Source organism: Paenibacillus sp. FSL P4-0127 (assembly GCF_038007325.1).
Taxonomy (GTDB): Bacteria; Bacillota; Bacilli; order Paenibacillales; family Paenibacillaceae; genus Fontibacillus; species Fontibacillus macerans.
Map to the genome: position 1 here is coordinate 3,566,068 of NZ_JBBOWY010000001.1, position 25,980 is coordinate 3,592,047.

26 protein-coding genes and 1 other annotated feature are annotated in these 25,980 nt (G+C 53.2%); of the genes, 22 read left to right on the forward strand and 4 right to left on the reverse strand.

Annotation, left to right across the window (positions count from 1 at the left end):
- Positions 1-67 precede the first annotated feature (67 nt).
- A complete protein-coding gene (serA, locus tag NYE74_RS16020; protein WP_036621892.1) occupies positions 68-1,657 on the reverse strand; it encodes a phosphoglycerate dehydrogenase in 1,590 nt (529 codons plus the stop codon).
- Positions 1,658-1,872: 215 nt separating this feature from the next.
- Positions 1,873-2,099 (reverse strand) — a binding site (T-box leader).
- Between the two features lie 190 nt (positions 2,100-2,289).
- Entirely contained in the window at positions 2,290-3,198 is a 909-nt protein-coding gene (locus NYE74_RS16025; RefSeq protein WP_328271692.1) for a hypothetical protein, read from the reverse strand.
- 71 nt (positions 3,199-3,269) lie between these two features.
- Between NYE74_RS16025 and NYE74_RS16030 the strand changes: the two genes are divergently transcribed.
- The gene (locus NYE74_RS16030; protein WP_328271691.1) at positions 3,270-3,863 is read left to right on the forward strand and encodes a CPBP family intramembrane glutamic endopeptidase; all 594 of its coding nucleotides are present in this window, start codon (positions 3,270-3,272) and stop codon (positions 3,861-3,863) included.
- 127 nt (positions 3,864-3,990) lie between these two features.
- On the opposite strand, the gene NYE74_RS16035 is transcribed toward NYE74_RS16030, so the two are convergent.
- Complete coding sequence (locus NYE74_RS16035) at positions 3,991-4,521, reverse strand: hypothetical protein (RefSeq protein WP_328271690.1); 531 nt, start codon at positions 4,519-4,521, stop codon at positions 3,991-3,993.
- 613 nt (positions 4,522-5,134) lie between these two features.
- The gene (locus NYE74_RS16040) at positions 5,135-6,109 is read right to left on the reverse strand and encodes a polysaccharide deacetylase family protein (protein WP_341004924.1); all 975 of its coding nucleotides are present in this window, start codon (positions 6,107-6,109) and stop codon (positions 5,135-5,137) included.
- Between the two features lie 86 nt (positions 6,110-6,195).
- On the opposite strand from NYE74_RS16040, the gene NYE74_RS16045 reads away from it, so the two are divergent.
- The 21 genes from NYE74_RS16045 (at position 6,196) to NYE74_RS16145 (ending at position 25,867) form a co-directional block, all read left to right on the forward strand.
- Positions 6,196-6,597, forward strand: a complete 402-nt coding sequence (locus NYE74_RS16045) for a hypothetical protein (protein WP_328271165.1) — start codon at positions 6,196-6,198, stop codon at positions 6,595-6,597.
- Positions 6,598-6,786: 189 nt separating this feature from the next.
- Positions 6,787-7,407, forward strand: coding sequence for a genetic competence negative regulator (locus tag NYE74_RS16050; RefSeq protein WP_036621898.1), 621 nt, complete (start codon positions 6,787-6,789; stop codon positions 7,405-7,407).
- Positions 7,408-7,489: 82 nt separating this feature from the next.
- Positions 7,490-8,182, forward strand: coding sequence for a glutamic-type intramembrane protease PrsW (prsW, locus tag NYE74_RS16055; RefSeq protein ID WP_328271164.1), 693 nt, complete (start codon positions 7,490-7,492; stop codon positions 8,180-8,182).
- A 331-nt stretch (positions 8,183-8,513) separates the two neighbouring features.
- The gene (gene ypeB / locus NYE74_RS16060; RefSeq protein ID WP_328271162.1) at positions 8,514-9,872 is read left to right on the forward strand and encodes a germination protein YpeB; all 1,359 of its coding nucleotides are present in this window, start codon (positions 8,514-8,516) and stop codon (positions 9,870-9,872) included.
- Positions 9,873-10,040: 168 nt separating this feature from the next.
- The gene (locus tag NYE74_RS16065) at positions 10,041-10,694 is read left to right on the forward strand and encodes a flagellar brake protein (protein WP_341004925.1); all 654 of its coding nucleotides are present in this window, start codon (positions 10,041-10,043) and stop codon (positions 10,692-10,694) included.
- A gap of 83 nt (positions 10,695-10,777) precedes the next feature.
- Positions 10,778-10,999, forward strand: a complete 222-nt coding sequence (locus NYE74_RS16070) for a hypothetical protein (protein ID WP_326043525.1) — start codon at positions 10,778-10,780, stop codon at positions 10,997-10,999.
- A 210-nt stretch (positions 11,000-11,209) separates the two neighbouring features.
- Positions 11,210-11,917, forward strand: coding sequence for a (d)CMP kinase (gene cmk / locus NYE74_RS16075; RefSeq protein WP_328271160.1), 708 nt, complete (start codon positions 11,210-11,212; stop codon positions 11,915-11,917).
- On the forward strand, positions 11,914-12,495 hold the full coding sequence (locus tag NYE74_RS16080; RefSeq protein WP_124332659.1) for a lysophospholipid acyltransferase family protein: 582 nt from the start codon (positions 11,914-11,916) through the stop codon (positions 12,493-12,495). The genes cmk and NYE74_RS16080 overlap by 4 nt, the downstream gene beginning before the upstream one ends.
- A 130-nt stretch (positions 12,496-12,625) precedes the next feature.
- Positions 12,626-13,861 carry a 30S ribosomal protein S1 gene (gene rpsA, locus NYE74_RS16085; protein WP_036621907.1) on the forward strand — a complete coding sequence of 412 codons (1,236 nt, stop codon included), beginning with the start codon at positions 12,626-12,628 and terminating at the stop codon, positions 13,859-13,861.
- Between the two features lie 201 nt (positions 13,862-14,062).
- Complete coding sequence (gene der, locus NYE74_RS16090; protein WP_036621908.1) at positions 14,063-15,385, forward strand: ribosome biogenesis GTPase Der; 1,323 nt, start codon at positions 14,063-14,065, stop codon at positions 15,383-15,385.
- Between the two features lie 11 nt (positions 15,386-15,396).
- Positions 15,397-16,008, forward strand: a complete 612-nt coding sequence (gene plsY, locus NYE74_RS16095; RefSeq protein ID WP_328271159.1) for a glycerol-3-phosphate 1-O-acyltransferase PlsY — start codon at positions 15,397-15,399, stop codon at positions 16,006-16,008.
- Positions 16,001-17,041: an NAD(P)H-dependent glycerol-3-phosphate dehydrogenase gene (locus tag NYE74_RS16100; protein ID WP_328271158.1), complete on the forward strand. Its 1,041-nt coding sequence runs from the start codon at positions 16,001-16,003 to the stop codon at positions 17,039-17,041. Before plsY ends, NYE74_RS16100 begins: the two co-directional genes overlap by 8 nt.
- An 81-nt stretch (positions 17,042-17,122) precedes the next feature.
- Positions 17,123-17,395, forward strand: a complete 273-nt coding sequence (locus tag NYE74_RS16105) for a stage VI sporulation protein F (RefSeq protein WP_316561394.1) — start codon at positions 17,123-17,125, stop codon at positions 17,393-17,395.
- Positions 17,396-17,606: 211 nt separating this feature from the next.
- Entirely contained in the window at positions 17,607-17,786 is a 180-nt protein-coding gene (locus tag NYE74_RS16110) for a DUF2768 family protein (protein WP_036621912.1), read from the forward strand.
- 55 nt (positions 17,787-17,841) lie between these two features.
- Complete coding sequence (locus NYE74_RS16115) at positions 17,842-18,480, forward strand: hypothetical protein (protein ID WP_340928054.1); 639 nt, start codon at positions 17,842-17,844, stop codon at positions 18,478-18,480.
- Positions 18,481-18,492: 12 nt separating this feature from the next.
- Positions 18,493-18,843 carry a 2Fe-2S iron-sulfur cluster-binding protein gene (locus tag NYE74_RS16120; protein ID WP_328272884.1) on the forward strand — a complete coding sequence of 117 codons (351 nt, stop codon included), beginning with the start codon at positions 18,493-18,495 and terminating at the stop codon, positions 18,841-18,843.
- Positions 18,844-18,903: 60 nt separating this feature from the next.
- Positions 18,904-19,671, forward strand: coding sequence for a hypothetical protein (locus NYE74_RS16125; protein WP_051985384.1), 768 nt, complete (start codon positions 18,904-18,906; stop codon positions 19,669-19,671).
- 486 nt (positions 19,672-20,157) lie between these two features.
- Positions 20,158-21,636, forward strand: coding sequence for a stage IV sporulation protein A (spoIVA, locus tag NYE74_RS16130; protein ID WP_036627955.1), 1,479 nt, complete (start codon positions 20,158-20,160; stop codon positions 21,634-21,636).
- Positions 21,637-22,114: 478 nt separating this feature from the next.
- Positions 22,115-23,113, forward strand: a complete 999-nt coding sequence (locus NYE74_RS16135; RefSeq protein WP_328272882.1) for a sugar-binding protein — start codon at positions 22,115-22,117, stop codon at positions 23,111-23,113.
- Positions 23,110-24,555 carry a sensor histidine kinase gene (locus tag NYE74_RS16140; protein ID WP_328272880.1) on the forward strand — a complete coding sequence of 482 codons (1,446 nt, stop codon included), beginning with the start codon at positions 23,110-23,112 and terminating at the stop codon, positions 24,553-24,555. The genes NYE74_RS16135 and NYE74_RS16140 overlap by 4 nt, the downstream gene beginning before the upstream one ends.
- Positions 24,530-25,867: a response regulator transcription factor gene (locus tag NYE74_RS16145; RefSeq protein WP_328272879.1), complete on the forward strand. Its 1,338-nt coding sequence runs from the start codon at positions 24,530-24,532 to the stop codon at positions 25,865-25,867. The genes NYE74_RS16140 and NYE74_RS16145 overlap by 26 nt, the downstream gene beginning before the upstream one ends.
- The last annotated feature ends 113 nt before the right edge of the window (positions 25,868-25,980 follow it).

Here is a 25,980-nt window from a genome sequence, read left to right on the forward strand (position 1 = left end):
CATCCTTCGCCAGAGAAGGATGTTTTTTTGTTGAATACCGCAGATAAATCTTGTTCACCGTGGAACATTATTCAAAAATAATTTGCAGCGCCTTATTCAGTTCGGGCAGCTTTGTCAGATCGTCAAGCACTTCTTTCGTCACGGCCTTGTCCACCGTCAATACCATGATCGCTTCCCCGCCGACCAGCTTGCGGCCGACCTGCATGGAGGCGATATTGACGTCGTTTTTGCCGAGCAGGGTGCCGACGTTGCCGATAATCCCCGGTTTGTCATTGTGCGAAATGAAGATCAGATGCCCTTCCGGAGCAACGTCGACCGGGAACTTGTCGATTTGCACGATGCGGGCTCCGTAACCGTTAAGCAGCGTGCCGGCGATCCGGCGTTCCGCGCCGTCCTGCGTTTTCAGGGTGGCGCTGATCAGGTTGGTGAAGCCTTTCGTCGCCGAAGCCTGGGACACGACAACGTTAATGTCGCGGACTTTCGCCAGATGCATGGAGTTGACGATATTTACGTCGCTGCCGAAATGGCGGGACAATACGCCCTTGATGATGTAGCGCGTAAGCGGCTGCGTATCCACCTCGGCCAGGTCGCCGGCGTAATCGACGTGAATTTCTTTGACCGCCTGGTTGTTAAGCTGGGACAGGAACACGCCGATTTTTTCGCCAAGCTCGAAATAAGGCTGCAGCTTGTTCATAACGCTAGGTGCGACAGGCGGCATGTTGACGGCGTTTTTAAACGGCTCGCTGCGCAGAATATGCAGCACCTGCTCCGACACGTCGATCGCAACGTTTTCTTGAGCCTCCACCGTGGAAGCGCCAAGATGAGGCGTGACGATAATTTTCGGATGGTGCAGGAAAGGATGATCCGCTTCCGGTGGTTCTTTTTCGAAGACGTCAAAGGCGGCGCCGGCCACGATCCCTTGATCGATCGCTTCAACCAGCGCTTGCTCGTCGACGATGCCGCCGCGGGCGCAGTTGATGATCCGCATGCCTTTTTTCATCACTTCAAATTGCGGACGGGCGATCATATGCTTGGTTTCCGGCGTCAGCGGCGTGTGGACCGTAATAAAGTCGGCGTTTCTAACGATGTCGTCGACCGTGGCCAGCTTGACCCCAAGCTTCTCGGCGCGATCTTCCGTCAGGAACGGATCGTAGCCTAAAATCTCCATCCCGAACGCCTTGGCGCGTTTGGCCACCTCGCTGCCGATCCGGCCCATGCCGAGCACGCCCAGCGTTTTGTTGCGCAGCTCGACGCCGAGGAACTTGCGGTCCCACTGGCCCGAGATCGTTTTGGCGTAGGCCTGCGGGATATGGCGGGCGAGCGCCATCATCATGGCGAAGGCGTGTTCGCAGGTCGTGATCGTGTTGCCGTCCGGCGCGTTAATCACGATGATACCGCGTTTCGTAGCGGCTTCCAGGTCGATGTTGTCGACCCCGACTCCTGCGCGGCCGATCACCTTCAAGCGGGAAGCGGCGGCCATGATTTTTTCGGTGACCTTCGTTTGGCTGCGCACCAGCAAACCGTCATACTCGGCGATGATTTGTACAAGCTCGTCCTCGCTGAGTCCCGTTTTCTTCTCGACCGCGATGTCGTCTGCATCCATCAGCTGCTGAATCCCCATATCGCTGATCGGATCCGATACTAAAACTTTAAACATGTTTGAACCTCCTAAAAGTTTTGTATAGCAAGGCTTCCTCGAAAGTTCTTCGTACAAAACTTTCTTCGGAAGCATAAGCTTACGGTAGTGCATTAGCGCTTTTTTTCGTTACTGCAGAAAAGAATGGGGATAATGGGGTGCGCCCCACAAGATGCCAGCCCATAAAAGGGCGTGCGGGCATTAAAAAAACTCCCGATCCGCACACTACTTCCGTAGTAAGGGACGAGAGTTGTTCGTGGTACCACCCTAATTCGCTGCGCCTTCGCAGAAGCAGCCTCATTTGTCATCGCTGACAGACTGATAACGGAGTTCACCGACTGCGCCTACTGAACGTTCAACGCAGTGACTCAGGATCGCTAAAGTTCATCGTTCCGCTACCGGTTTGCAGCACCACCGGCTCTCTGGGAGCTTTCCGACAACTTCCTTCCTTCAAAGCCTTTCGTCAAATGTAATTTTTCATAATGTAACACGCCCCGCCTCAAGGTGTCAACTACTTCCCGAATAAATAGCGGCAATAACCCGGGCCCGTATCCCGGGGCTTTTGCCAAACTTGAACCCGGCTGATTTTTTGGTTATGATTTTGATAATGTCGAAAAACGTCTGTTATCCCCGGGGAACGGCCGATCTTCCGGTTAGTATTCCGTGAAAATAGGGAGCTCGGGCAGCAGCTCGGACGCATAATACGACGATTTGAAGCGGGAAAATTCATCCCCTTTGACGGCTTCAGTTTCTGTGACAATTTTCACAATAGAAGACACAGTTTTAAGATTTAAAGCCTTGGCTCGGCCGCTTTTGATCATTTGGTCAATTTTCGCGGTCATGTCTTGGGGAAGGTAGGCTTCATACCGCTTTTCGCTTTGCATCATATCGGCGACCGCTTTGTTTTTGACGGCCAAGGGATATTTGGACCATTCCTGAACCGGGATGTTTGCTTTATAATCGAACGTGGCCGGGATTTGACTGTTCGTCTTCGCCGTCCATTTAAGAATCGACGAATAAAATTTATTTTGCGCCTCAAGCCCGAAGTTTACCGCTTCAACGGTGAACTCGTTTTGTTTCAGCGCAGCCGCGAGCGCTGCTCCTTTTTTGTGTTTTACCGCTCCGGCGCCTTGATTGAACAGCTTCAAGCTTTTCATATAATCGGTTTGCGCCTCCTTCAGCAGAGGAGAAGAATCGGTTATGTATTGGGCTGCGATCTGCTCATACCCACGGTCGGCAATTTCGCGGATCTCCTTCAGATAAGCGCTTGATTCGGATGAAGTTGCGTCCTGTTCCAATAGCTCCAGGCGGGAAAGATAGGCTTCCTTAAACTGCTGATACGGCTGAAAGACAACGTAATAAAAAGAGACCAAATCCTGCTGCTGATAGGAGACGGCCGTTTCCTGCCCCGGCGGCACGACTTTGAGGTAAGCGTATTTTGCTTCGATTTTGTTCATGCCCGTCTGAAAGCCCCATAGAAACGTGCCGAATCCGACGATCAGCGTGAACAGAAAGCCCATGATAAAAAACGCTTCCTGACGGGTATTTTTTTTGCTGTTCATTATGAATTCCTCCTTACAAATGGTTTTGAATAGGCTAGAATAATAATAAAGGACAGGGATTGACAAAAACTATGAAAAAATTCAAATTCGGCAAGGTGAAGATCCAGAAAGTCGATCCCGGGCAGCTGGACGATCGTTTGCTTTTGATCAATCTATATTTGACGCAAGGGCTTACTTTATTTATCGGCTTAATCATCATTTTTTTTCAAAAAAGAAATCCGCTGTCTTTGCTGGCCTGGCCGGAGCATGCCGAATTCCTCTATTGGAGCCTGGGGCTTGCCGCGGTGATGTTCGGCGCCGATTTTCTGCTCTCCCGGTTTATTTCGGAGGAAAGCATGGACGACGGGGGGATCAACGCCAAGTTGTTCCGGGGCCGCCCGGTCTGGCATATTGCCGTTATCTCGGCGATGGTCGCCGTCTGTGAAGAACTGCTGTTTCGCGGAGCGATCCAGCATGGCATCGGCGTCTATTGGACGAGCATTTTGTTCGCCGCCATCCACGTCCGCTACCTGCGGCACTGGATTCCGACCGGATGGGTATTTGCCAGCAGCTACGGGTTAGGATTTATATACATGCAAACCGGGACGCTATGGGCGCCGATTGTATGCCATTTTCTGATCGATTTCGTATCGGGATTAGTGATCAAATTTCGGAGGGAGTCATGAGCGAACGTTTGAGTCGATTGGAACGTTACGGCCGCGGCAGGGCGAAAACAACGCCAAGAAGCCGCCGCGGCCGCGTTCACCTAGTGGAGAAAATCGAAAAATCCCGGGGAAATCCAAGCCCGCCAGATCATAACACAACAGCCGCGGAAGCGGAGGTTTCGTTCGAGATGCCGCGGCCGAGGACCTCGGCTTCGCCCGCTAGGGCGGCATCCGCTTGGGCCGGAACAGAGCAGGACGTTATGGAATTGCCCGCCCGCAGGGAATTGTTTCCTTCGCAAAGGCTGAAATGGACAAGATGGTTTTTTAATTCGCTATTATATATATTCGTCATCATTTTAGTTTTTTTGCTGTGGTGGGGGGTCAGCGATTCGCCTTGGGGCCAAAGCCATGGCTTGTGAGGTCCGGCGGCTTGTCTCCTAATTCGAGGCAGGAAACGCAGGGAGCCCGCGCCAAAATGCTGCCAAATGCAAAAGTGCAGGCGATTTTCGGTCAACAAAAGCACTGAAGGTGGCTCACCAAATGCAAAAGTGCATTTCATTTTCGGACAAAAAAGCATCGTTTTTTGTCGAATGAACTTCAACGGAATGTACTTTTGCATTTCAACGGCATAAAACGGGAGATTCGCGGGGAAATCAAATGCACTTTTGCAGTTGGTCACGTCAAGTGAATCCCTAACGGACACAGTTGACGTTATTTGCCCATTTCCCGCACTGGCGTTGCAATTAACCTTTGCTCAAGCTTTCCCGTAGAACCATCCGAAATCTAACGGTTGCAGTAGCGGCTATTTGCCGAAAAAAGACCATTTCGAAATTCTAACGGTTGCCAGCGGCGTTATTTGCCTGAATCCAAGCAAAAATTACCGATTTTCAGCAAATAAGCTCCATGGCAACCGTTACAATTTGAAATCAACGGTATTGGAACAAATAGCGCTTGTGGCAACCGTTAGAATATTGGTGTGCCCAGAAAATGTATCTTTCCACAGATTTAAATGCTACGTTAGTGGTGAACCATGTCCTTATTTTGTAAATTAAACCTTTTTTTCAAATTAACGGAAATTTGTGGTCCTAATTTGCAGCAAACCGGGGAAAATCACCTTCCACTATCGTTGCATTAACTTTCAATCTAGACAACTTGTCGCCCTGATACATTCCAGAACTTGCAATTTGGAAATCTTTCGTTCGGGGGCCGATTAGGGTCTCTGATGTCCGTTAGCGCTGCTGAAGGCCGCCCGCTTGGGCGGCTTTTGTCATCTTTTTCGTCCGAGTTCCGAGTTACTTCGCTTTCTGCCGGCCGGCGTCCGTCTGCCCCGCTGCCTGCCCCGCTGTCTGATCCGCCGCCGGAGCGGGCCCGATGCTGTCGGGGTCAACGAAGCCGTAGCCTTTATTTTCCAGTTCCGTCAGCAGCTCGTCCAACGCCTCCACGGTCCAGGGCAGTTCATGCATCAAAATGTTGCTTCCGGCGTGCAGCTGATCCAGCACATTTTGAATGACGGCGTCGGGCTTGTTTTTGTTTTTGCTGTCCCAATCCAGAGACCCGTTGGACCATGTCATGTAGATCAAGCCGTTGTCGTCGGCGATCCCATGCGTAACCTCGTTCCCGGAACCGAACGGAGGACGGAAAAATCTCGGGGCTTCGCCGATCGTCTCTTTGACGATGGTTTGCACATCCTCGATTTGTTGGCGCATTTTTGCTTTGCTCTCTTTTTTGAGATCGATGTGGTCCCAGCTGTGATTGCCGATGATCTGCCCGCGGTCGTGAATAAGCTGCAGGAGCTCGGGATGCGCTTTGACCCGGTAGCCGTTGACGAAAAAGATCGCCTTGGCGGCGTGCTTATCCAGCGTATCGATCAATCCCTCGATCATTTCCCGTTCTTTCGGCCCGTCGTCAAACGTCAATAGAACCACTTTTTTGTCGGTTTCTTCCTCGTTGGGCACGACGTTGTATGCTTTGTTGATGTGGTACAGCAGCTTCGGCTGCTCCGGCTTCGCCGCTTCGGCGGACTCTCCCGGTCCGGACGCGGAATTTTCATCCTGCGGCGTCTCCGGGACAGTCCGGATTCCGTTTCCGTCAGGGGAGCCGGCGGTTTCTTGAGACTCCGGCGCGGAAGTGGCGGCACTCGCCGCATTTTCTTCGCCTGGCGCGCTTGAATCGGGCTGCCTAACGCGGGAATCGGGCTGGCCGCAAGAGCCGAGCAAAACGCAAGCCGCCAAGGCGAGCAGGATTTTTTTGTAAAGCAAACGGGTCATCTCGCTTTCCTGTATTTATGCCGCATGAGTTTGTCGCAAACCGCGAACACTACAGATGATTTTAACATATCTAAGGAGGTATTTTGGTGAGATCTTCCACATTTTTAGGCGGAGTGTTGGTCGGAGCCATCGCGGCGATGTGGGCCTCGCGGCGGAGAGGCGGGATGATGTCCATCATGAATGGGGCGGGGAGCGCCCTGAAGCTTGCGGGTCTGAAATCCGATTTCCTGGGAGGCGGGCAAGGGCGGCATGGTTCGGAAGGTTCCGAATCGCATCATAAGGGGTATACTTCCAAGGCAACCGAAGAACATCGGGCCGGGGCAGGAAACGCCCAGGTGTATCCCAGTTCGGTTTCTGCGTCCGATGAGAAACATTCGAAGGAATACAATTTAAAGCAAATCACCGATTTTATTAAAGGCGACGCGGATGTGCGCCGGGAAGTGGAATCGATCCTAAAGGAGACGAATACGGTTATTCCGGGACTATAACCTCCAAAATGACGGAATCATTTTCCGCTGCGGTAAAGTTCGGCGGAAAATGATTCTTTTTTGTCTATTTTATTACGTGCATTTAAGGTGAATAAATGATAACATACATATCAAAGAACCATTTCCATCACACATTACAGCAGGTTTCATAATCTGTTATTACACGGTATAAAGAGAGGAGGATCCTGTATGAAGATAGAAAGACTTGGCCAGGATAAAATACGGATTTTCCTCACGTTCGACGACTTGAGCGAACGCGGCATTCAGAAAGAGGACATGTGGCAGGAAATTCCAAAAGTCCACGACCTGTTCACCGAAATGATGGATCAGGCTTATAACGAAGTGGGCTTTGACGCCACGGGCCCTCTCGCCGTGGAAGTGTTCGCCCTCCCCGCTCAAGGGATGGTTGTCATCGTAACGCGCGGTAAATACGATCATCATCATCACGGGATCGGATCGCCATATGAGGATGAACTGCCGGAAGAAGTTTATGAAATGGAAGTAACGCTGGAACAAAGCGACACGATTCTGTATTCGTTTGACGATTTCGAAAACTTGATCGAAGCAGCTCACGTTTTGCAGCCTATGCTCCAAAATGCTGGCAGACTGTATAAATATAATGGGAAATGGGTTCTTCAACTGGAGCCTGACGAGTTGGATGAAGGCAAACATCCGGCTTTAATCGCGGTATTGGCCGAGTTTGGCGAAGCGACGTCGGTCACTACGGCGATGCTTGAAGAATACGGAAATCTGGTCATGGCCGACAACGCGATCGAGGTTATTTGCAGCCATTTCAAACGTCAGGATTAATCGGCGTGCCAGGAACGCGAGTATGGATTCATGATGAGAGAGAGACAAGGAACAGCAAGCGGCAGACAAGGGGGGATTACCGTTGCTCTTTTTCTCTATTGCCACTGCAGCGGTAGCTCCCGGCCTTGCCCTGCTTACTTATTTTTATCTTAAGGACAAGTATGACACGGAGCCGCTGCATATGGTCGTCAAAGTATTTATGCTTGGCTTTTTGATCGTATTGCCGGTTATGATCATTCAGCGCGGCTTGACGCTGTGGCTTGGCGACAATCCATGGGTTTCCTCGTTCGGGATTTCGGCCGGCGTCGAGGAAGCCTTCAAGTGGTTTGTCCTGTATCACATGATCTACAATCATACGGAATTTGACGAACCCTATGACGGTATTTTGTATGCGGCGGCGATTTCGCTTGGCTTTGCCACGGTCGAAAACGTCATTTACGCCTTTGCCAGCCATGCCACGCTTGGATCTTTGCTGGTGCGGGCGCTGCTCCCGGTTTCCGGGCATGCCATGTTCGGCGTCATGATGGGATATTATTTGGGGCGGGCCAAGTTTTCGGAAGGTGCGGTAAGCCGGAAGTTTTTGATTTTTTCCTTGTTGCTGCCGATTATTTACCATGGGGTGTACGACTGGATTCTTAATAATACGACCCAATATTGGCTCTGGTACATCGTTCCTCTAATGGTCTTGTTGTGGTACGGCGGATTGGGCAAAATGACCCGGGCGAACAGCCGCTCGCCGTTTCGCTTGACGACGGGGGCCAAGGGGCAAGATTAATTTTAGGACGAATAGGGCATCCTATTTTCAGGAATGGCTGCGAAACTTGCGGCTTTATGAACTGGAAAGGGGTGCCTTTTTCGTGCGCGTCAAGGTGAAAATCACGTGCAAATCATGCGGAGAACGGTTTGTGCTGCGCGGTAAAAAAGAGCGTGGCCATATCGAAACCGGATTTAAGCAATGCTTGTGCAACAATCGGCACGATTTCGAAATCGAAGAAGAAACCCCATTATAACAGACTTTTTGAACGACCTCTTTAGCATGCATAAAGTTCCTTCCTTCTTGTCAAACTAATTCCAACCAGTTAAAGAAGGGAGAGAGCACTAGCCTAATGTATACACGTCTGAGTGCGATATTATTTCCGGTTACGGCGATTTTATTGATCGGCGCCTTAGTATGGGGCTACCAGGAAAACCAGGAAAAGAATTCGATCTTGATCAAAGCGGAAAACCAGTATCAGCGGGCGTTTCACGATCTGTCCTACCATATGGACAAACTGCATGCCGAATTGGGCAATACCCTTGCGGTTCACTCGGCTTCCACCGGATCGCATCGGAAAAGCCTGGTCAACGTGTGGCGGATTACGAGCGAGGCGCAAAACGAAATCAACCAGCTCCCGCTAACTTTATTACCCTTTAACAAAACGGAGGAGTTTTTGTCCCGGATCTCGAAATTTTCCTATCAGACGGCTGTCCGTGATTTAACCAAGCAGCCTTTGACCGATAACGAGATCAAAAACCTGAAGGAGCTGTATAAAAGCTCGGCGCTAATCTCCCAGGATTTGCAAGGCGTTCAGCACAAGGTCATCGCCAACCGCCTGCGTTGGATGGACGTCGAGACGGCGTTGGCCAGCGAGAGAGAACCCCGGGACAACACGATTATCGACGGCTTCAAAACGGTGGACAAAAGAGTCGGCGAATACCCTGAGCTCGATTGGGGGCCGTCCGTTTCCAGCATGTACAACAAACGGTCGGTCAAAAAGCTGGGGGGCAAACCGGTCACGATTCAGGAGATCCAGCGTAAAGCCGCTGATTTTACGGGGATGAAAGATCCGTCGGCGATTCAGGTGGCGGAAAACGGACGCGGTACGGAATGGGCTTCATACACGGCGAACGTTCCCGGAGGACGTGACGGGGAAGCTTGGTCGCTCGATTTTACGAAAAACGGCGGACACTTGATTTCCTACAACTATAACCGGCCCATCGGCCAGAAAACGGTCGATATGAACACGGCCAAAACCCGCGCCGACGAATTTTTGGCCAGCAAAGGCTATTCCGGTTTAACCCCGGTTTCCTACGACGAGTACGGCAACGAGGGGAACTTCACGTATGTAAGCAAAGATGGGGACGTGCTGATTTACCCCGAAAAAGTCACGCTCCGCGTCGCCCTCGACAACGGCCAGGTAACCGGGCTGCAGGCCAGCGACTATGTATACGAGCGCGAGAACAGAAGCGCGGTCAAGTCGCCGAAATTAACGCTGCAGCAAGCCCGCAAATTTTTGAATCCGGAATATAAGGAAACGTATCACCGGTTGGCGCAGATCGAAAACGACCAAGCGGAAAAAGTGCTTACTTACGAATTCGGCGGAGCCATTAACGGTTCGAACTACCGGATTTACATCAATGCGGATAACGGCAACGAGGAAATCGTCGAGGAAGTCAGAAAGAAAAAAGGGGCCGTTCAGTCCTAAGGTCAAAGTTCAGCCTATAAAAGGAACACGCGAGTATGCGAGGGCTTATCGCCTTTAAGCGCTCGCGTTTTATATTTATGCGCTTTTGCGAAGATTTCCGCTACAATCCCGTCCAGGCGTGATATAATCAGGGGGAAGCCAACAACTGAAATAGGACGGTGGGAAAACTTGTTTCCTAAAGTGAACGATCTCGTATACATTCAGGGCGCCTCGACAGACAAGCAGGATACGGATAAGGAATGTAAATCGCGGATCGCGGACGTGGAAGAAGAATCGTTTCTGATCGAGGTTCCGATCGAGAGCGGAAGCGGGCGCATCAAGAAGCTTTACATCGGGGACGAGCTTTCCATTTATTTTTTGACCGATGACGGAGTTAAAAATTACTTTAATACATATGTGCTCGGTTTTGCCGACGAGGTCGTACAGCTGGTGCGCATCCGCAAACCGGAAGCGGAGACGATCACCAAAATTCAGCGCCGCCATTTTTTGCGGGTTGTCGCTTCGCTGGAAATCGCCGTTAAAACGAAAAACAATCTTCGCTTTGTTACCTATACCGAAGACGTCAGCGGCGGCGGCGTTTCTTTTATTTGCGACGGCACGTACAAGCTCGTTCAAGGCGACCAGCTGTTCTGCTGGCTGCTGCTTTCGTTCAAGAACGGATCGATCGATCACGTTCCTTTCGAAGCCGAAGTGGTGCGCACGAAGAAGCTGGAAACCGGAAAAACGATGATCATGATCAAATTCGTCAGCATCTCCGATATGGAGCGGCAGAAATTGATTCGTTACTGCTTCGAGCGCCAGTTTGATTTCAAAAACCGCTAATCCGGCGGGTCTTCTCCTTTTCGCATTTGGAAAAGCTATATATTAACGGCTGATCGTGAAAATGGCGCGAGGAGGAAATGAAGATGCGGAAAATGAACGATGACGAAGCATATACGGCACTGTTTATAGAGTTTTCCGGGAAGGTTGAAAAGGCGCTGAAGAAGGCGGTGATCGCATTGCTTGCGGCGCTGTGCCTGTTCCAGGGACTGCTGCGGATTCCCGAACTCAGGCCCTTCCTCGCTTCGGCGGATCAATTCGAAGGAACCCCGCTTTATAAGGACGAGTTTAAAAAGCCGGGTTTTTAGCGCCGAAGCTTATGCTTAGGCCCGGCTGAATTCAAGATTCGACGCCCGATCCGCTTCGTGACCTACTTCGTGATGAAAAGCCGGCAGGATAAATCGGGCGGCTAAGCCTTTTGTTTCTTTTGCATCCCTTTGCTATCTGTGGTATAATTTTCACGTCGCAGGCAATGCCTGCTTTTTTCTTGAGGATCAGTTTTGAGGAGGAATGCCCCTTTGGCAAGCGAGGCGTCAACATCACAGGCTAAGATCAACATCGCGATCGACGGTCCTGCTGGGGCAGGGAAAAGCACGATAGCCCGCATGGTTGCCGGCAGATTGTCCTACGTATACGTCGATACCGGCGCAATGTACCGGGCGGCGACATGGTATTTTCTGCGGCAGGGCATTGAACCGGACGAGGTGGACAAAGTGCTGCAAATCGTCCCCGACCTGGTTATTGAATTATTGCCCGGCGAGCAGGGGCAGCAGGTGATTGTGAACGGCCAGGACGTGACGGAAGAAATCCGTTCCATGGCGGTAAATGCGAAGGTGTCCCGATATGCGCAAATCGAGGGGCTGCGAACCAGGCTTGTCTCGCTGCAGCGGCAAATGGCTTTGCGCAAAGGCGTCGTGATGGACGGGCGCGATATCGGCACCACCGTACTGCCCGATGCGGAAGTCAAGATTTACATGACGGCCAGCGTTGAGGAACGGGCGCGCCGGAGATACAAGGAAATGAAAGAGCAGGATCGGGTTTCGTTCGAAGAACTGGTGAACTCTATCGCGGAACGCGACCGTCTGGATCAGGAACGGGAAGTTTCCCCCCTGCGGCAAGCGCCTGACGCGACCTATCTGGATACGACCGAGATGACCCTGGATGAAGTCGCCGACCGGATCGTTTCCTTGTGCAGAAATTATGGAAGTGAGAGAGGAACAAGATGATTTACCGCTTCTGCCGCGCTGTGCTTCGCGCGCTTTACAAGCTGCTGTTTCGCTTTGAAGTCACCGGTTTGGAGCATATTCCGCGAGAGGGCGGCGTGCTTCTTTGCTCCAATCATCTTACGTTACTGGATCCGCCGACCATCGGCGTCATGCTGAAACGCAAGGTGCATTTTATGGCCAAACAGGAACTGTTCCGGATATTTGGCTTCGGTTGGCTGATCACAAAACTTGGCGCTTTTCCCGTCAAAAGGGGAGGCGTGAGCAAGGAATCGATCAAAACGGCGTTAACGCTGCTCCGTTCGGGGCATGTGATGGGGATCTTCCCCGAAGGCCGCCGCGTCAGAAACGGGGAAGGCGGCGGGATCGGCAAGAAAGGCGCGGCCACGTTCGCCCTTCGCAGCGATGCGGTCGTGATTCCGGTAGCTATCGTAGGCGATTATAAATTGTTTCGCAAATTAAAGGTGGCGTATGGTCCGCCCGTCGACTTGTCCGAATTTAAGGAGAAGGATGTTCCGGATGCGGCCGAGCAAGCCACGGAGAGAATTATGGCGGCCATCGCAGCGCTCAAAAAATTGTGAGAATGACCGGCCCTGCCGGAGCAATGCATGAAGGCGGGGAACTTTTGGGAAGCTATATTTTAGATATGTTTTGAACTTCGCTTCATGCGGGTTTAAATAAATGGGTTTTTGAATTGAGGAGGTTATTGACATGTCGGAAGAAACAAAAAATGTTCAGGAAGCTGCGGAAGTGGCAAGCCAGGACGAAATGGAACAAATCGTTTCCTTGAAAAAGGGGGACACCGTCAAAGGGACGATCGTCAAAATCGAGGATAACCAAGCTTACGTAAGCATTGGATATAAATATGACGGTGTTATTCCTATCCGCGAATTGTCCTCCGTACACTTGGACAATGCGGCGGACGCCGTTCAAGTCGGCCAGGAAGTCGAAACCAAAGTCGTGAGCATCGACGACGAGAAAGAACGCCTCGTGCTTTCCAAGCGCGCGATCGACAGCGAAAACGCCTGGGAAGACCTGGAGAAGAAATTCGCCAGCCAAGAGACGTTCGAAGTTACGGTGGCCGATGTTGTCAAAGGCGGTATTGTGGCTGACGTAGGAGTCCGCGGCTTCATTCCGGCATCGATGGTGGAGCGTCACTTCGTGGAAGACTTCAGCGACTACAAAGGCCGTACGCTGCGCGTTAAGGTGAAGGAACTGGACCGCGAGAACAATAAGGTCATCCTTTCCCAAAAAGACGTGCTCGACGAGGAATTCGAAGCCAACAAACAAAAGGTCATGAGCGAGCTGCAGGAAGGGCAAGTGCTGGAAGGCACGGTTCAGCGTTTGACGCAATTCGGCGCGTTTGTTGACGTAGGCGGCGTAGACGGCCTGGTCCACGTGTCCGAAATCGCCTGGAGCCATGTCGACAAACCGGCGGACGTTCTGAGCGAAGGCGAAAAGGTCAAAGTGAAGGTGCTGAAAGTCGACCCGGAAAAGGGCAAAATCAGCCTCAGCATCAAAGCCGCTCTTCCGGGTCCTTGGGATACGGCAGCCGAGAAGTTCCATACCGGCGATATCGTAAGCGGCGAAGTGAAACGCCTCGTCAATTTCGGCGCGTTTGTGGAAATCGCGCCGGGCGTGGAAGGACTCGTTCATATCTCTCAAATCTCGCATAAACATATCGGTACCCCGCATGAAGTGCTGAAGGAAGGCCAAACGGTGCAAGTCAAAGTGCTTGACGTCAATCCGGCCGAAAAACGGGTTAGCCTCAGCATTAAGGAAACCGAAGAAGCTCCGGCTCCAGCTCCGAGAAGCGAAAAACCGTCCAAAGGCAGCGGCGTGAGAAAAGAAGATTTGGGCGATAACCCGAATGTTTCGCTGAGCAACCAAGGCCTTAGCATTACGCTCGGAGAGCGCTTTGGCGACAAACTGAGCAAATTGAAATAAAATGGTGTAGCAGGCTCGATCATCGGCGGACCCTGAAGAAGCGGGTTCGCCGATTTTGTTTGCCGGCCTTGGGGCCGGGGACTTAAGGGCGTGTTAGCCATTTTATGTTTTTTTTGCTATGATGAAATACGTGTATTAAGACGAAACAAGGTGATTTTAATCATATAAGATGGAACGCTTACAAACCTAGGAGGAATGTCTATGGCAAGACCCGTAGTGGCTATTGTCGGGAGGCCGAACGTGGGGAAGTCTACTATTTTCAACCGCATTATCGGCGACCGCCTCGCCATTGTAGAAGATAAGCCGGGAATTACGCGCGACCGGATATACGGGGTTTCGGAATGGAACGGCAAGCCCTTCAGCATCATCGATACGGGCGGTATTGAGCTGGATGACGAAGAACCGATTTTGAAGTCGATCCGGATGCAGGCGGAGCTTGCCATCGAAGAAGCGGACGTCATCGTCTTTATGTGCGATGGCAAAACGGGGGTTACTTCTTCGGACGAAGAGGTGGCGGCCTTGCTGTACCGCTCCGGCAAACCGATCATCGTGGCCGTCAACAAGGTGGACAATATCGGGCGGATGGAGAACATCTATGAATTTTACAATTTGGGCTTCGGCGAACCGATCGGCGTCTCCGGCAGCCATGGAACAGGCATCGGCGATTTGCTCGACGCGATTACGGACAATCTTCCGGAAGAGACGGAGGACGAATACGACGAAGATGTCATTCGCGTAGCTCTCATCGGCCGGCCCAACGTCGGAAAATCTTCACTGGTGAACGCCATTTTGGGAGAAGAACGGGTGATTGTCAGCGACATTGCCGGTACGACGCGCGATGCGATCGATACCCCCTTCGAGAAGGATGGTCAGCGTTATGTCCTGATCGATACGGCCGGGATGCGCAAACGCGGCAAGGTTTATGAAACGACCGAAAAATACAGCGTCATGCGCGCGATGAAAGCGATTGAACGCGCGGACGTGGTGTTGGTCGTCATCAACGGCGAGGAAGGCATCATCGAGCAGGATAAGCATATCGCCGGTTACGCCTATGAAGCGGGCAAAGCTTCCGTCTTCGTCGTCAACAAATGGGATGCGGTCGAGAAGGACGATAAAACGATGCACCAGTTCGAGCAAAAAATCCGCGACCATTTCCTGTTCATGACCTACGCGCCGGTCGTATTCCTGTCGGCCAAAACGAAGCAGCGCCTGCACAAGCTGCTGCCGGTCGTGCAGCATGTCGCCGACCAGCACGCTAAACGGGTGCAGACGCATTTGCTCAACGACGTCGTTTCCGATGCCATCGCGATCAATCCGCCGCCGACGGACAAAGGACGCCGTTTGCGTATCAACTACGTGACCCAGGTAGCCGTGAAGCCGCCGACAGTCGTGGTGTTCGTGAACGATCCGGAGCTGATGCATTTCTCCTATGAACGGTATTTGGAGAACAAAATCCGGGCGGCCTTCGATTTTGAAGGAACGCCGATCCGGCTGTTTACGCGGCGCAAGTCTGATGAAGGTTAGGGGAGAGTAAGGTGATTTTACCCATCGTAGCAGTAGTTGTTTGTTATTTGCTGGGCTCGGTCAGCTTCAGCGTGGTCCTGTCGAAGCTCTTGAAAGGGATCGACATCCGCCAGCACGGCAGCGGCAACGCCGGAGCGACCAATACGCTGCGCGTGCTCGGCAAAGGTCCGGCGATTTTGGTGCTTGCGCTTGACGTATTAAAAGGGATCGCCGCCGTATGGCTCGGACGCTGGCTGGGAGGCGGCGACGCGTGGACGGCGGCGCTTTGCGGTATTGCGGCGATCATCGGCCACAATTGGCCGCTGTATTTTCGCTTTCGCGGGGGAAAAGGGATCGCCACCACGATCGGCGTGATGGCCACTCTCTTTTTCTTCCCGGCCTTGTACGCCGGCATCATCGCTATTCTCTCGATTGTGTTTACCCGTTACGTATCTTTAGGTTCCTTGATCTTTGTGTTTTTGACGCCGATTTTTCTTGCGGTTTCCGGCGAATTCGGCCCCTACTTTTGGACGAGTCTGATCATTGGCGTGTTCGCCTTCTGGAGACATCGCACGAATATCGTCAAAATCGTTCAAGGAAAGGAAAACAAGCTGGGTTCCAAAGGAGGAAAACGAGTTGTCTGAGAAAGCCGCCGTGCTGGTGGCGGGCAGTTGGGGGACGGCACTAGCCAGCGTGCTCGCCGACAAAAATATGGAAGTGTCCCTATGGACGCGAAATGAAGCGCAAAAGGAAGAGATCAACGTCTTGCACCGCAATGAGCGTTTTTTGCCGGGGGTCGCGTTGCCGGGCAACCTGAAGGCCACCACGGATTTGGAAACCGCCGTCAGCGGGGCCAAAGCGGTGGTCATGGTCGCCCCTTCCTCCGCCGTGCGCGAGGTGGCCCGCTCGCTGAAACCGTATTGGCGCGAGGATATGCTGATAGTCCATGCTACCAAAGGCTTTGAAATCGAAAGCCTCAAGCGCATGTCGACGGTCATCTCGGAAGAGCTTGGCTGCGAGGAGGGCCGGATCGTCGTGTTGTCCGGACCGAGCCATGCGGAGGAGGTCGTCAAGCGCAGCCCGACCACGGTGGTGGTCGCTTCGCTGGTGGAGGAACAAGCCGATTTGGCTCAGGACTTGTTCATGAATTCAGACTTCCGCGTCTATACGAACCGCGATCTGGTCGGGGTCGAACTGGCCGGAGCGCTGAAGAACATCATTGCGCTTGGGGCCGGGATGTCCGACGGGCTTGGCTATGGAGACAACGCCAAAGCGGCGCTGTTGACCCGCGGGCTTGCGGAAATCACCCGAATCGGCGTGGAAATGGGCGCCAATCCGCTAACGTTCTCCGGGCTGGCCGGCATCGGCGACCTGGTCGTGACGGCGACGAGCCGGCACAGCCGCAATTGGCGGGCCGGATATCTGCTTGGGCAGGGCAAGCCGCTCCCGGAAGTGCTGAGCTCGATGGGCATGGTGGTTGAAGGGATCCGCACGACGAAAGCGGCCCATGCCATTTCGCAGAAATACCAGGTGCAGATGCCGATCGCCGCGCAGCTGCATCACGTCTTGTTCGAAGGGCTGGACCCGCGGACGGCGGTGGAAGCGCTGATGGGGCGCGACCGGAAGACCGAAATGGAGGTCATGTCGCTGGAGACCTGGGAGCAGTGGCATTCCTAGAGCCCGTTTTGCATAGACAGCTTCACCTTTCCGAAGGTGTCCTCATACATTGGTGGAGAGGACAGCGGAGGAGGCGAATGCATGAGCAAAATATCCAAAGAAGCGCTGGATACCATCAACAAAAAAACCGGCAAAAAGATTACCGAGGGTTCGGTGAGAAAACTGGCCAGCACCGTTAAGCCGTCAACGATGCAAAACGAAGCGGAGCTGCGGAAGCTGATCAAGCAGGTGTCCGCGATGGCCAAAATCCCCGTTTCGGAAAGCACCGTGTCGGAAATCGTCAACGCCGTGAAAAAGAGCGGCATGAACCCGGCCAATATGGAAGCCATGATGAAAATGATGATGAAAAAATAATGATATGGGGCCATCCCCCAAACATCGGCTCTGCGGCGTGAAAGCTGCAGGGCGTTTTTTTAAGAATATAGAAATTCAAGTTTTCATCCGTCTTCTTTGCAAGTACGTCGGTAGACGTTTTTCTTAAGTCCCTTCGGCGCGTAGCCTATAAAGCGGCGAGATGCTATAATATGGATCATATCAATCCAAACGAAATGGGAGAATCAAACCGATGGATGCAATGACGAAAATGTGGCTATCGATAGCAGCCGTTTTGATTATGGGATTATCCGTGTTTTTGATTACGTTTGCACGGGCGAAAACGAAAGGCATCGTTAAGGGAATCCTTTCGTTGCTGGCTTTTGTCATCATGCTGGCGGGCTTTCTGACCGGCCTCGTTTCCATCACATAAATTTCGTTAGGAAGCAGCGTGAAATTCTTGGCAGGAAAGAGAAGAGGGAGTTAACATGAATGGAAATCGGAGCTATGCATTTCCGGGACTAACCGCGGCCATCGGGCAAATGGCCGGGCTGTGCGCGGGGGCCGAGGCCAAGTGGCTGCTCGGAGGCAGCTGCGGCTTGTGGCTGCAGGGCGTCCGGCTCGATACGCGGCCCAGGGATATCGACGTGTATGCCGATGAAGGGGACGCGCGGCTTGTGCATGAGCGAATGAGCGAGTATGCTACCGATATCCCCAGGCAAGACCGGACCGGCTCGTACGCGTCGCTGCTTAGCCATTACCGGCTTGACGGCGTGACGGTTGAACTGGTCGGCGGATTTGAGGTGAAAACGGACAGCGCGTTTTACCGGACCGAAATCGCGGGGATTCTGGACGAGAACGCTCCCCTTGTCCGCTTGGGCGGGGCGGAGCTTCGCTTGATGCCGCTGGCCCATGAGTTTGTTTTTAACGTGCTGCGCGCGCGGCCGGACCGGTATTTGGCGATTGCCGAAGTTATCCGCGGCGAGGCTGACCGCCACTTGCCGCTGCTTCGCGAACTGCTGCGGAGAAATCAATGGACGGCCGGTATCGTCGGAAAAATGGCCGAGGTGCTGGATCGCCCGCTGCTGTCCGGGCCGTGGGGCGAATACGGCGGCGGACAAGCTTAAGGAGGCGCGCCGGTGGAGGTTCAGGTCATGTTTTGGCCGCAGGGCAAAAAGGTGAAGGTACGGCAGGGAACAAACGTGTTGAGGGCGGCCCGGGAGGCTAGGCTCCATATCGCGACCCGCTGCGGCGGCCAAGCCGCCTGTCTGCTGTGCAAGGTCCGGGTGGAGAAGGGGGGCGAGAGCGCGTTATCCCCGCTATCTGCGGCGGAAGCGCGCAAGCTGGGCGCGCTGGCGGAGGAAGGCATCCGGCTGGCCTGTCAGGCCAAAGTGATCGGAAATGCCGAAATCCATCTCCCGGAGGACCCGTTAAAGGCGGCCGTACGCAAGAAACTGCTGGAACAGCAGGAAGACGACAGATTGTGGTAATAATGCCACAGCCCCGATCGGGGAACCGGAAGAAAGAAATGAAAAGGATGGAAGCGAACAATGCCGGGAAATCGAAATATCCGTAGATTCGAAGAAACCATGGCACGGCAAATCGGTTTGGGCATGCTGCTGCTCGCCCTCATAACGCTCCTGTCAGGATGTATGTATCGCGGAGAGCAGCAGGCCGGACCGGTTTCCTATATGGATAGCGTCGACCGCGTCCAGCGGGCGCTGGACCGTTTTCAGGAGCGGGAGGGGATTCTCCCGATCATCACCGCCGGGGAGGAGACGCCGCGGTACGAGAAGTACCGGATCGACCTGGACCGCCTGAAGCGGTTGGGATATCTAGATGAAATTCCGTCGGCCGCCTTTGAAAAAGGGGGCAGCGTCTATTTTCTCGTTATCAATGAAGAGGTAGACCCTGCGGTAAAAGTGCTGGATCTCCCTACCGTGCAAAAGGTCAACGATGTCCAGCGGAGCGTAACCGCTTACCGTTCCTCCCACGGCGGCCGGCTGCCGGGAGAGGAGGCGGGGGAGACGTATCCGGGGCTGTATACGGTCGATCTTTCGCTCATCGGGGCCGAGAACGATGAACCGGTCAGCGTATACTCCGGCGAAACGTTGTCCTACATTATGGACTCCCAGGGCACGGTATATGTGGACTATGCCTTTGACATGATGCAAATCATCGACAAGACCCAGGCGGCTCCAAAGCAAGGCGAGGACTTAAGAACGATATTAACCGGCAATTCGTATTTTGTGCCGGTCAAGTCGCTGCCCTACCGGTTTATCGACGGGGCGCCGGTCCCGGTAGTCGAGGCGGATTGACGGACTGCGGGCCAGGTAAGGCGATGGATGGCAAGGCCGCTTCGGAATATTTTCCGGACGGCCTTTTTTGCTAGGCAGCTTATACAGTCATACTTTTTTCAATAGAATCATACAAATGGAGCATGGCGGATAAATGCCCGTCTTGTTCGGCGCGAATCGGACGATAAATTGCGAGTTCAAAAGGCTTCGTGACCAAAAGATGACTTTTTGAACTACCTCTTAAAGCAAAAAAAATGGGCTTGGACGGTTAATGCCGTCATATTTCCGCATCTGGTACATATGCTGTTACTAGTCCAAATGCAGGTACGAGTTTACGCCGCTTCGTTCAGCTTCGATCCAAGCCTTGGTTTACGGCGGCGGACATGGGCAAGAGGAGCTGCCGCTCCTGCCGTAACAGTGAAGCCCGAAATATTGGTAAATCAACGAAGCGGATGCTCGGGGAGCATTTTTCCTTCGGCGAAATTTGAGGAGGGGATATCATTGGTATTGGAGAAAGTGGACATTTTTAAGGACATTGCCGAACGAACCGGGGGCGATATTTATCTGGGCGTCGTTGGAGCCGTCCGCACCGGAAAATCGACGTTCATCAAACGTTTTATGGAAACCGTCGTGCTTCCGAACATCGCGAATGAAGCGGACCGGGTTCGCGCCGTGGATGAACTTCCGCAAAGCGCCGCCGGAAAAACGATCATGACGACCGAACCGAAGTTCGTGCCGAACAATGCGGTTCAGATCAAAGTGGCGGAAGGTTTGGAGGTCAACGTAAGGCTCGTCGATTGCGTCGGATACGCCGTGGAAGGCGCAAAAGGCTACGAGGATGAGAACGGGCCGAGAATGATCTCCACGCCATGGTTCGAAGATCCGATCCCGTTCCAGGAAGCGGCGGAAATCGGAACTCGCAAAGTAATTCAGGAGCACTCCACGCTGGGGGTTGTCGTTACGACGGACGGGACGATCGCCGATATTCCGCGCTATTCCTACGTCGAATCGGAGGAACGGGTCGTTGCCGAATTGAAAGAGGTGGGCAAACCTTTTGTGCTCGTCATCAACTCGACGCGCCCGAACAGCGAAGAAGCGCAGCAGCTGCGGGGAGAGCTGGCGGCCAAATACGATATTCCCGTCATCGCGCTCAGCGCGGCGACGATGACGGAAGAAGACGTGACCGGCGTGCTTCGCGAAGTGCTGTACGAGTTCCCGGTTCACGAAGTCAACGTCAATCTGCCCAGCTGGGTTATGGTGCTGAACGAAAACCACTGGCTGCGCAGCAATTATGAAAACTCCGTCCGCGATACGGTGAAGGACATCCGCCGGCTGCGGGATGTCGACCGCGTCGTCGGAAACTTCATGGAATACGATTTCATCGAACGGGCCGGCCTCAGCGGCCTCAACATGGGGCAGGGTGTCGCGGAAATCGATCTGTACGCCCCGGACGATCTGTACGACCGCATCCTGGTGGAAGTGGTCGGCGTGGAAATCCGCGGCAAAGACCATCTGCTGCAGCTGATGCAGGAATTTACGCATGCCAAACGGGAATATGACCGGTTTGCCGAAGCGCTGGAGATGGTCAAAACGACCGGCTACGGCATCGCCGCCCCGTCGCTGGCCGAAATGATGCTCGACGAGCCGGAATTGATCCGCCAGGGCTCCAGATTCGGGGTCAGACTGAAAGCGACGGCTCCGTCGATTCATATGATCCGCGTCGATGTCGAATCGGAATTTGCCCCGATTATCGGCACCGAAAAGCAAAGCGAGGAATTGGTCCGCTACCTGATGCAGGACTTCGAAAACGACCCGATCAAAATTTGGGAATCGGACATTTTCGGCCGCTCGCTGCACTCGATCGTACGCGAAGGCATTCAGGGCAAAATCGCCATGATGCCGGACAATGCCCGCTACAAGCTGCAGGAAACGCTGGGGCGGATCATCAACGAAGGTTCCGGCGGCCTCATCGCCATCATTTTGTAGATATAATTGCCTCCTCAATGACCGTGCGCGTGCTGATCTTTGGCCGCGTGCGGTTGTTTTGCTGCGTCCAGGTTCGATCTGGGCAAAGCGGCTATCGACTTCGCGGATCAGAACGAGCCGTTGCAGGAAAGCGATTGCCCTACCCGAGCGCCTACCCGGGCGGACCTGCTCTTTACTCCAGCTTTCTTGGTCCATTGTTGAATGGATTAGTTGCAAAACATACAGCAGCTTATCCGGAAATGCTGCCACAGCGCTTGATGAAGTGTAAAACCTGCAGTATTCCGCTACCTTTCGAAGAAGAGACAATGACACGAAGAAGTAGTTGTACGAAATGCAGTTAAGCGAATGGTTAGGTAAATGGATATAAAGTTAGATGTATGATTTGCAATTGGTTAGACGTTTTTCTTATATCGCGGCAGGCGTTTATATATTAAACTTACATAATGATCCAAGTTAATAGTTTCCAAAGGAGCAAGACATGTCAAACCGTAAATGGACTTTTATCCTGGTCCCTGTCTTCCTGCCATTCGTCTGGCTGCTGTTGCAATTTACTCTGTCTTCACTTCAAATTCACCAATTTGCCGAGCAATTGAAGACGGTTTCACCCAAAGACGGAGGTTCGGAAACAAAAGTGGTCTTGATATCGCAGGAATTGGACAATTTTTTCTGGCGGTCCATCGAACAAGGAGCCCGAAAGGAAGCGGCACAGTACGGGATGCGGCTCGATTATATCGGGCCGGGCCGCATCAATCCGTCCGAGCAGATCAAGCTGCTGGATAAAGCGATCGCCGCCAGGGCGGATGCCATTCTGGTTCAAGGCATCAATGATCCGGAATACCGCCGATTAATCGACAAAGCGGCCGGACTTGGCATCCCCGTCATCACGATCGATACGGATGAGCCGGATTCCCAAAGACTGGCTTACGTCGGAACGGATAACGAGGGGGCCGGAAAGCGGATGGGCGAGCTGGTGGCGAAGGCTTCCGGGGAGCGCGGCGACATTGGAGTTGTGATCAGCAACGAGCGCGTCGAGAACCAGCGGCTCAGGCTGGCTGGCTTTCGTTCCGTGATCGGCCGTTATCCCGGGCTGCGCATTGTGGAGATCCGCTCCTCGGACATTTCGCGGCTTCAGGCAGCCCAGCAAGCTCAGAACATGCTCGCCCGGTATCCGGAGATCCGCTACGTGGTTGGATTCAGTGCGCTGGACGGCCCTGGCATTCTGGAAGCCGCGGAGCGGATTGGCTCGAGGAGTCTGCATATATTCGCTTTTGACGATATGGCCGAAACGCTGGAAGCCGTCGGAGATAACAAAATCGAGCTGACGATTGTTCAACAGCCCGTGGAAATGGGGGCCATGGCCATAAAACGGCTGAATGATTATTTAAAGGGGAACGATCCCCAGGAAATAACATACACCAGGGTTTATGAAATACATGCGGACTCTTCCGACAAAACGTCCGGAGATGGCGGCCGATGACGATTAGAACAAAGCTGCTGCTGTTCATCCCCCTCCTGGTTGTGTTCGCCAATTTCATCGCTTATTTTGTTTTTCAAAGCGGAAAGGTCGTACAACAGAGCTACGATGAAATGCTTGGCCGCATTCTGCTCATCGAGCAAACCTCAGAAAGCGCGGAGAGCAACTTAAAGCTCCTGTACGCATATCTGCTTAATCCAAGCGACGATAAGGCCGTGCAAGGCCCGGCAGAACGCCAATTGATGCAGCTGCAAGGCAGAATCCGGGAAGTCTCCGGCACGGCGGATTCTTCTTTCTTCGAGGAGGACTACATGAACTTGCTGGTCACATTTCTGGAGCAGAAACAAGCCGCCGTTTTGGATGCGAATACGCAGGATCCCGGGTCGGCTTTTGAACATTATATTGAAGCGGAGAAAACCGTCGGCTACATCCATGAGGAGGGACAGCGGCTGATCGACGCCGAACTGGCTTATTACCGGCCGATCATCGAGAATATCCGCAAGCAGAATGCGCGAATGAACGGACTTGGAGCGGCGTTGTTCGGCATGAACGCGCTGATGGGGGTATTGCTTGCGATCTGGGTCTCGCGCAGCATTACCGGCCCTGTCGGCCGGCTTGTCGGGCTGGCGAAACGGATCGCCACGGGCGACCTGAATATCGGGCCCCAGCCGCGGCGGGACGATGAACTTGGCGTATTGTCGGAGGCCATTTCGCAAATGTCCGCCGATTTGAACATCCTCATCGAGAAGGACAAACAGAGCCTGGAAATGCGGCGGCTCGTGAAGGAATTGGAGCTTAGGGCCCTGCAAAATCAAATTAATCCGCATTTTTTGTTCAATACCTTAAATGTGCTCTCGCAAATGGCGATTCTGGAAGGGGCGGAGGAGACCAGCGACCTGATCGTTTCGCTGTCCAATCTGCTTCGGTACAGCCTGCAAAAGCTGGACAAGCCCGTCACTCTCCAGGAAGAGCTGGATCATATCCGCGAATACGTAACCATCCAGCAGGCGCGTTTCCGGGACAGAATTCGCTTTGATTTTCACTATGACGCTTCCGTGCTGCAGCAGCAAATTCCGGCCCTGACGATCCAGCCGCTCATTGAGAACGCTTTTCTTCACGGTGTGAAGGATTTGGAAGACGGAGCCGTAATCGCGTTGACGTTGTCGAGAACGGGTACGGATGTGCAGATTGAAATTTCGGACAACGGAAAGGGCATGCCGGAAGAAACCCGTCTGTCCGCGCTCCGTCTCGAAAGCGGAGCCGAAAACGGCGGTTCAACAGGACTGGGAATGCAAAACGTGTTTAAGCGGCTGCAGTTGTTTTACGGAAAGGAAGGAATGGTAGAAATCAGCAGTCATGCCGGACAAGGCACAGCCATAACAATACGAATTCCGGCCAGGAAGGAGAGTGAGCGGACGGATGTATCGGTTGTTGATCGCGGATGACGAGGCTTTGGAAAGGGAGGGGCTGGAACTGACCGTGGAACGGGCCATGCCGGGGGTATTCCGGTTTATGCATGCCGGCAACGGCCGCATGGCGATCGAATGCGCGGAAGAGCACCGGCCCCATATTGCCATGTTGGATATCAACATGCCGGGCATCGGCGGGCTTGAAGCGCTTCGCGAATTAAAGGAGCGTCTTCCCGATACCCGATTCGTGCTCGTCACCGCTTATGACTATTTTGCCTATGCCCGGGAGGCGCTCTCTTTGGGCGTAAAGGAATATATCCTGAAGCCGGCCAAGCGGGAAATGGTTGTCGGTACGCTAAAAAGGCTGATTGATGAAATTGAGCGCGAGAAGCGGGGACGCAAAGAAGAATTGGAGCTTAGGCACAAAATTTCTCAGCTGATGCCGCTCGCGGAAAACGAGCTGGCTTTAATGCTTATGGTCGACCAGACGGTGGATTCCAGCGCTTCCCAGCTGTCGGAATGGCTGGACTTTCGGCTTGACCGGGGGAGCGCCATCGTTGCCGCCTTTGAAAGCTATACGGACGAGCAGGACAAAAAGAAAATTTACGATCATTTCCGCAGTTATGTAAAAACGCACGGCCCGGATTCCCTTGTCAGCTCCTTGATCGACCATCATATCGCCGTTTTTTTGCGAAAGCCGCCCGCCACCGGAGACAACGGCTGGCGGCAATTGGTCGAATGCCTTGTCCGCCAGCTCCACGATCTGGCCCGGCAGCAGCTTGGCATACAGACGGCCATTGGCATCGGATCGCTGCATAGCGGCGAGGAAGGGTTCCGCAAGTCCTATTTCGAAGCCGTTTTTGCCTCCACCCTGCACAAGCAAGGCGAGGGTTACTGCCGCTTTGACGAACTGCAGCCGTCAGAGGCCGGAAACGCTTCTTTGCTTGCCGTCGAAGCGGCGAAAGGAATCCAGCAGCAGACCTACGTCATGTCGGCGTTGCAACGGTTGCGTGAACAGCGGGAGGTCCAAACGCTGTCCGTACTGGCCAGGGCGAAATTGTATATCGAGGAACGGTTCACCGATGATCTTTCGCTGGAAGAAGTGGCTGATTACGTCCATTTGAATGCTCACTACTTCAGCAAAATTTTTAAGCAGGAATACGGGGAAACGTTCATCGACTTCGTAACCCGGCTGCGCATTGACAAGGCCATTTCTCTGATTAAAGCCGGCAATCTTACCCTTAAGGAAGTCAGCTTTGAAGTGGGGTATAAGGACCCGAACTATTTTAGCCGCGTGTTTAAGAAGATCATGGGCGTCCCGCCTACCGAGTTCAAAGGCCAAAAATAATAGACTGATTCGTCCATGCCGGCCATCGGCATGGATTTTTTTAAGCTCGAGTGTGAAAGTAATGCTAGGTTCAGCCCCCACGCCTCCAATTCGGGAGACGAAGCCAAAATCGT

What these genes read in the sequence shown, in the direction of transcription:
- serA (WP_036621892.1), bottom strand. Translation starts at nt 1,657, where the DNA reads ATGTTTAAAGTTTTAGTATCGGATCCGATCAGCGATATGGGGATTCAG.
- NYE74_RS16025 (WP_328271692.1), bottom strand. Translation starts at nt 3,198, where the DNA reads ATGAACAGCAAAAAAAATACCCGTCAGGAAGCGTTTTTTATCATGGGC.
- NYE74_RS16030 (WP_328271691.1), top strand. Translation starts at nt 3,270, where the DNA reads ATGAAAAAATTCAAATTCGGCAAGGTGAAGATCCAGAAAGTCGATCCC.
- NYE74_RS16040 (WP_341004924.1), bottom strand. Translation starts at nt 6,109, where the DNA reads ATGACCCGTTTGCTTTACAAAAAAATCCTGCTCGCCTTGGCGGCTTGC.
- NYE74_RS16050 (WP_036621898.1), top strand. Translation starts at nt 6,787, where the DNA reads ATGAAGATAGAAAGACTTGGCCAGGATAAAATACGGATTTTCCTCACG.
- ypeB (WP_328271162.1), top strand. Translation starts at nt 8,514, where the DNA reads ATGTATACACGTCTGAGTGCGATATTATTTCCGGTTACGGCGATTTTA.
- NYE74_RS16070 (WP_326043525.1), top strand. Translation starts at nt 10,778, where the DNA reads ATGCGGAAAATGAACGATGACGAAGCATATACGGCACTGTTTATAGAG.
- NYE74_RS16080 (WP_124332659.1), top strand. Translation starts at nt 11,914, where the DNA reads ATGATTTACCGCTTCTGCCGCGCTGTGCTTCGCGCGCTTTACAAGCTG.
- rpsA (WP_036621907.1), top strand. Translation starts at nt 12,626, where the DNA reads ATGTCGGAAGAAACAAAAAATGTTCAGGAAGCTGCGGAAGTGGCAAGC.
- der (WP_036621908.1), top strand. Translation starts at nt 14,063, where the DNA reads ATGGCAAGACCCGTAGTGGCTATTGTCGGGAGGCCGAACGTGGGGAAG.
- NYE74_RS16105 (WP_316561394.1), top strand. Translation starts at nt 17,123, where the DNA reads ATGAGCAAAATATCCAAAGAAGCGCTGGATACCATCAACAAAAAAACC.
- NYE74_RS16110 (WP_036621912.1), top strand. Translation starts at nt 17,607, where the DNA reads ATGGATGCAATGACGAAAATGTGGCTATCGATAGCAGCCGTTTTGATT.
- NYE74_RS16115 (WP_340928054.1), top strand. Translation starts at nt 17,842, where the DNA reads ATGAATGGAAATCGGAGCTATGCATTTCCGGGACTAACCGCGGCCATC.
- NYE74_RS16125 (WP_051985384.1), top strand. Translation starts at nt 18,904, where the DNA reads ATGCCGGGAAATCGAAATATCCGTAGATTCGAAGAAACCATGGCACGG.
- NYE74_RS16135 (WP_328272882.1), top strand. Translation starts at nt 22,115, where the DNA reads ATGTCAAACCGTAAATGGACTTTTATCCTGGTCCCTGTCTTCCTGCCA.
- NYE74_RS16140 (WP_328272880.1), top strand. Translation starts at nt 23,110, where the DNA reads ATGACGATTAGAACAAAGCTGCTGCTGTTCATCCCCCTCCTGGTTGTG.
- NYE74_RS16145 (WP_328272879.1), top strand. Translation starts at nt 24,530, where the DNA reads ATGTATCGGTTGTTGATCGCGGATGACGAGGCTTTGGAAAGGGAGGGG.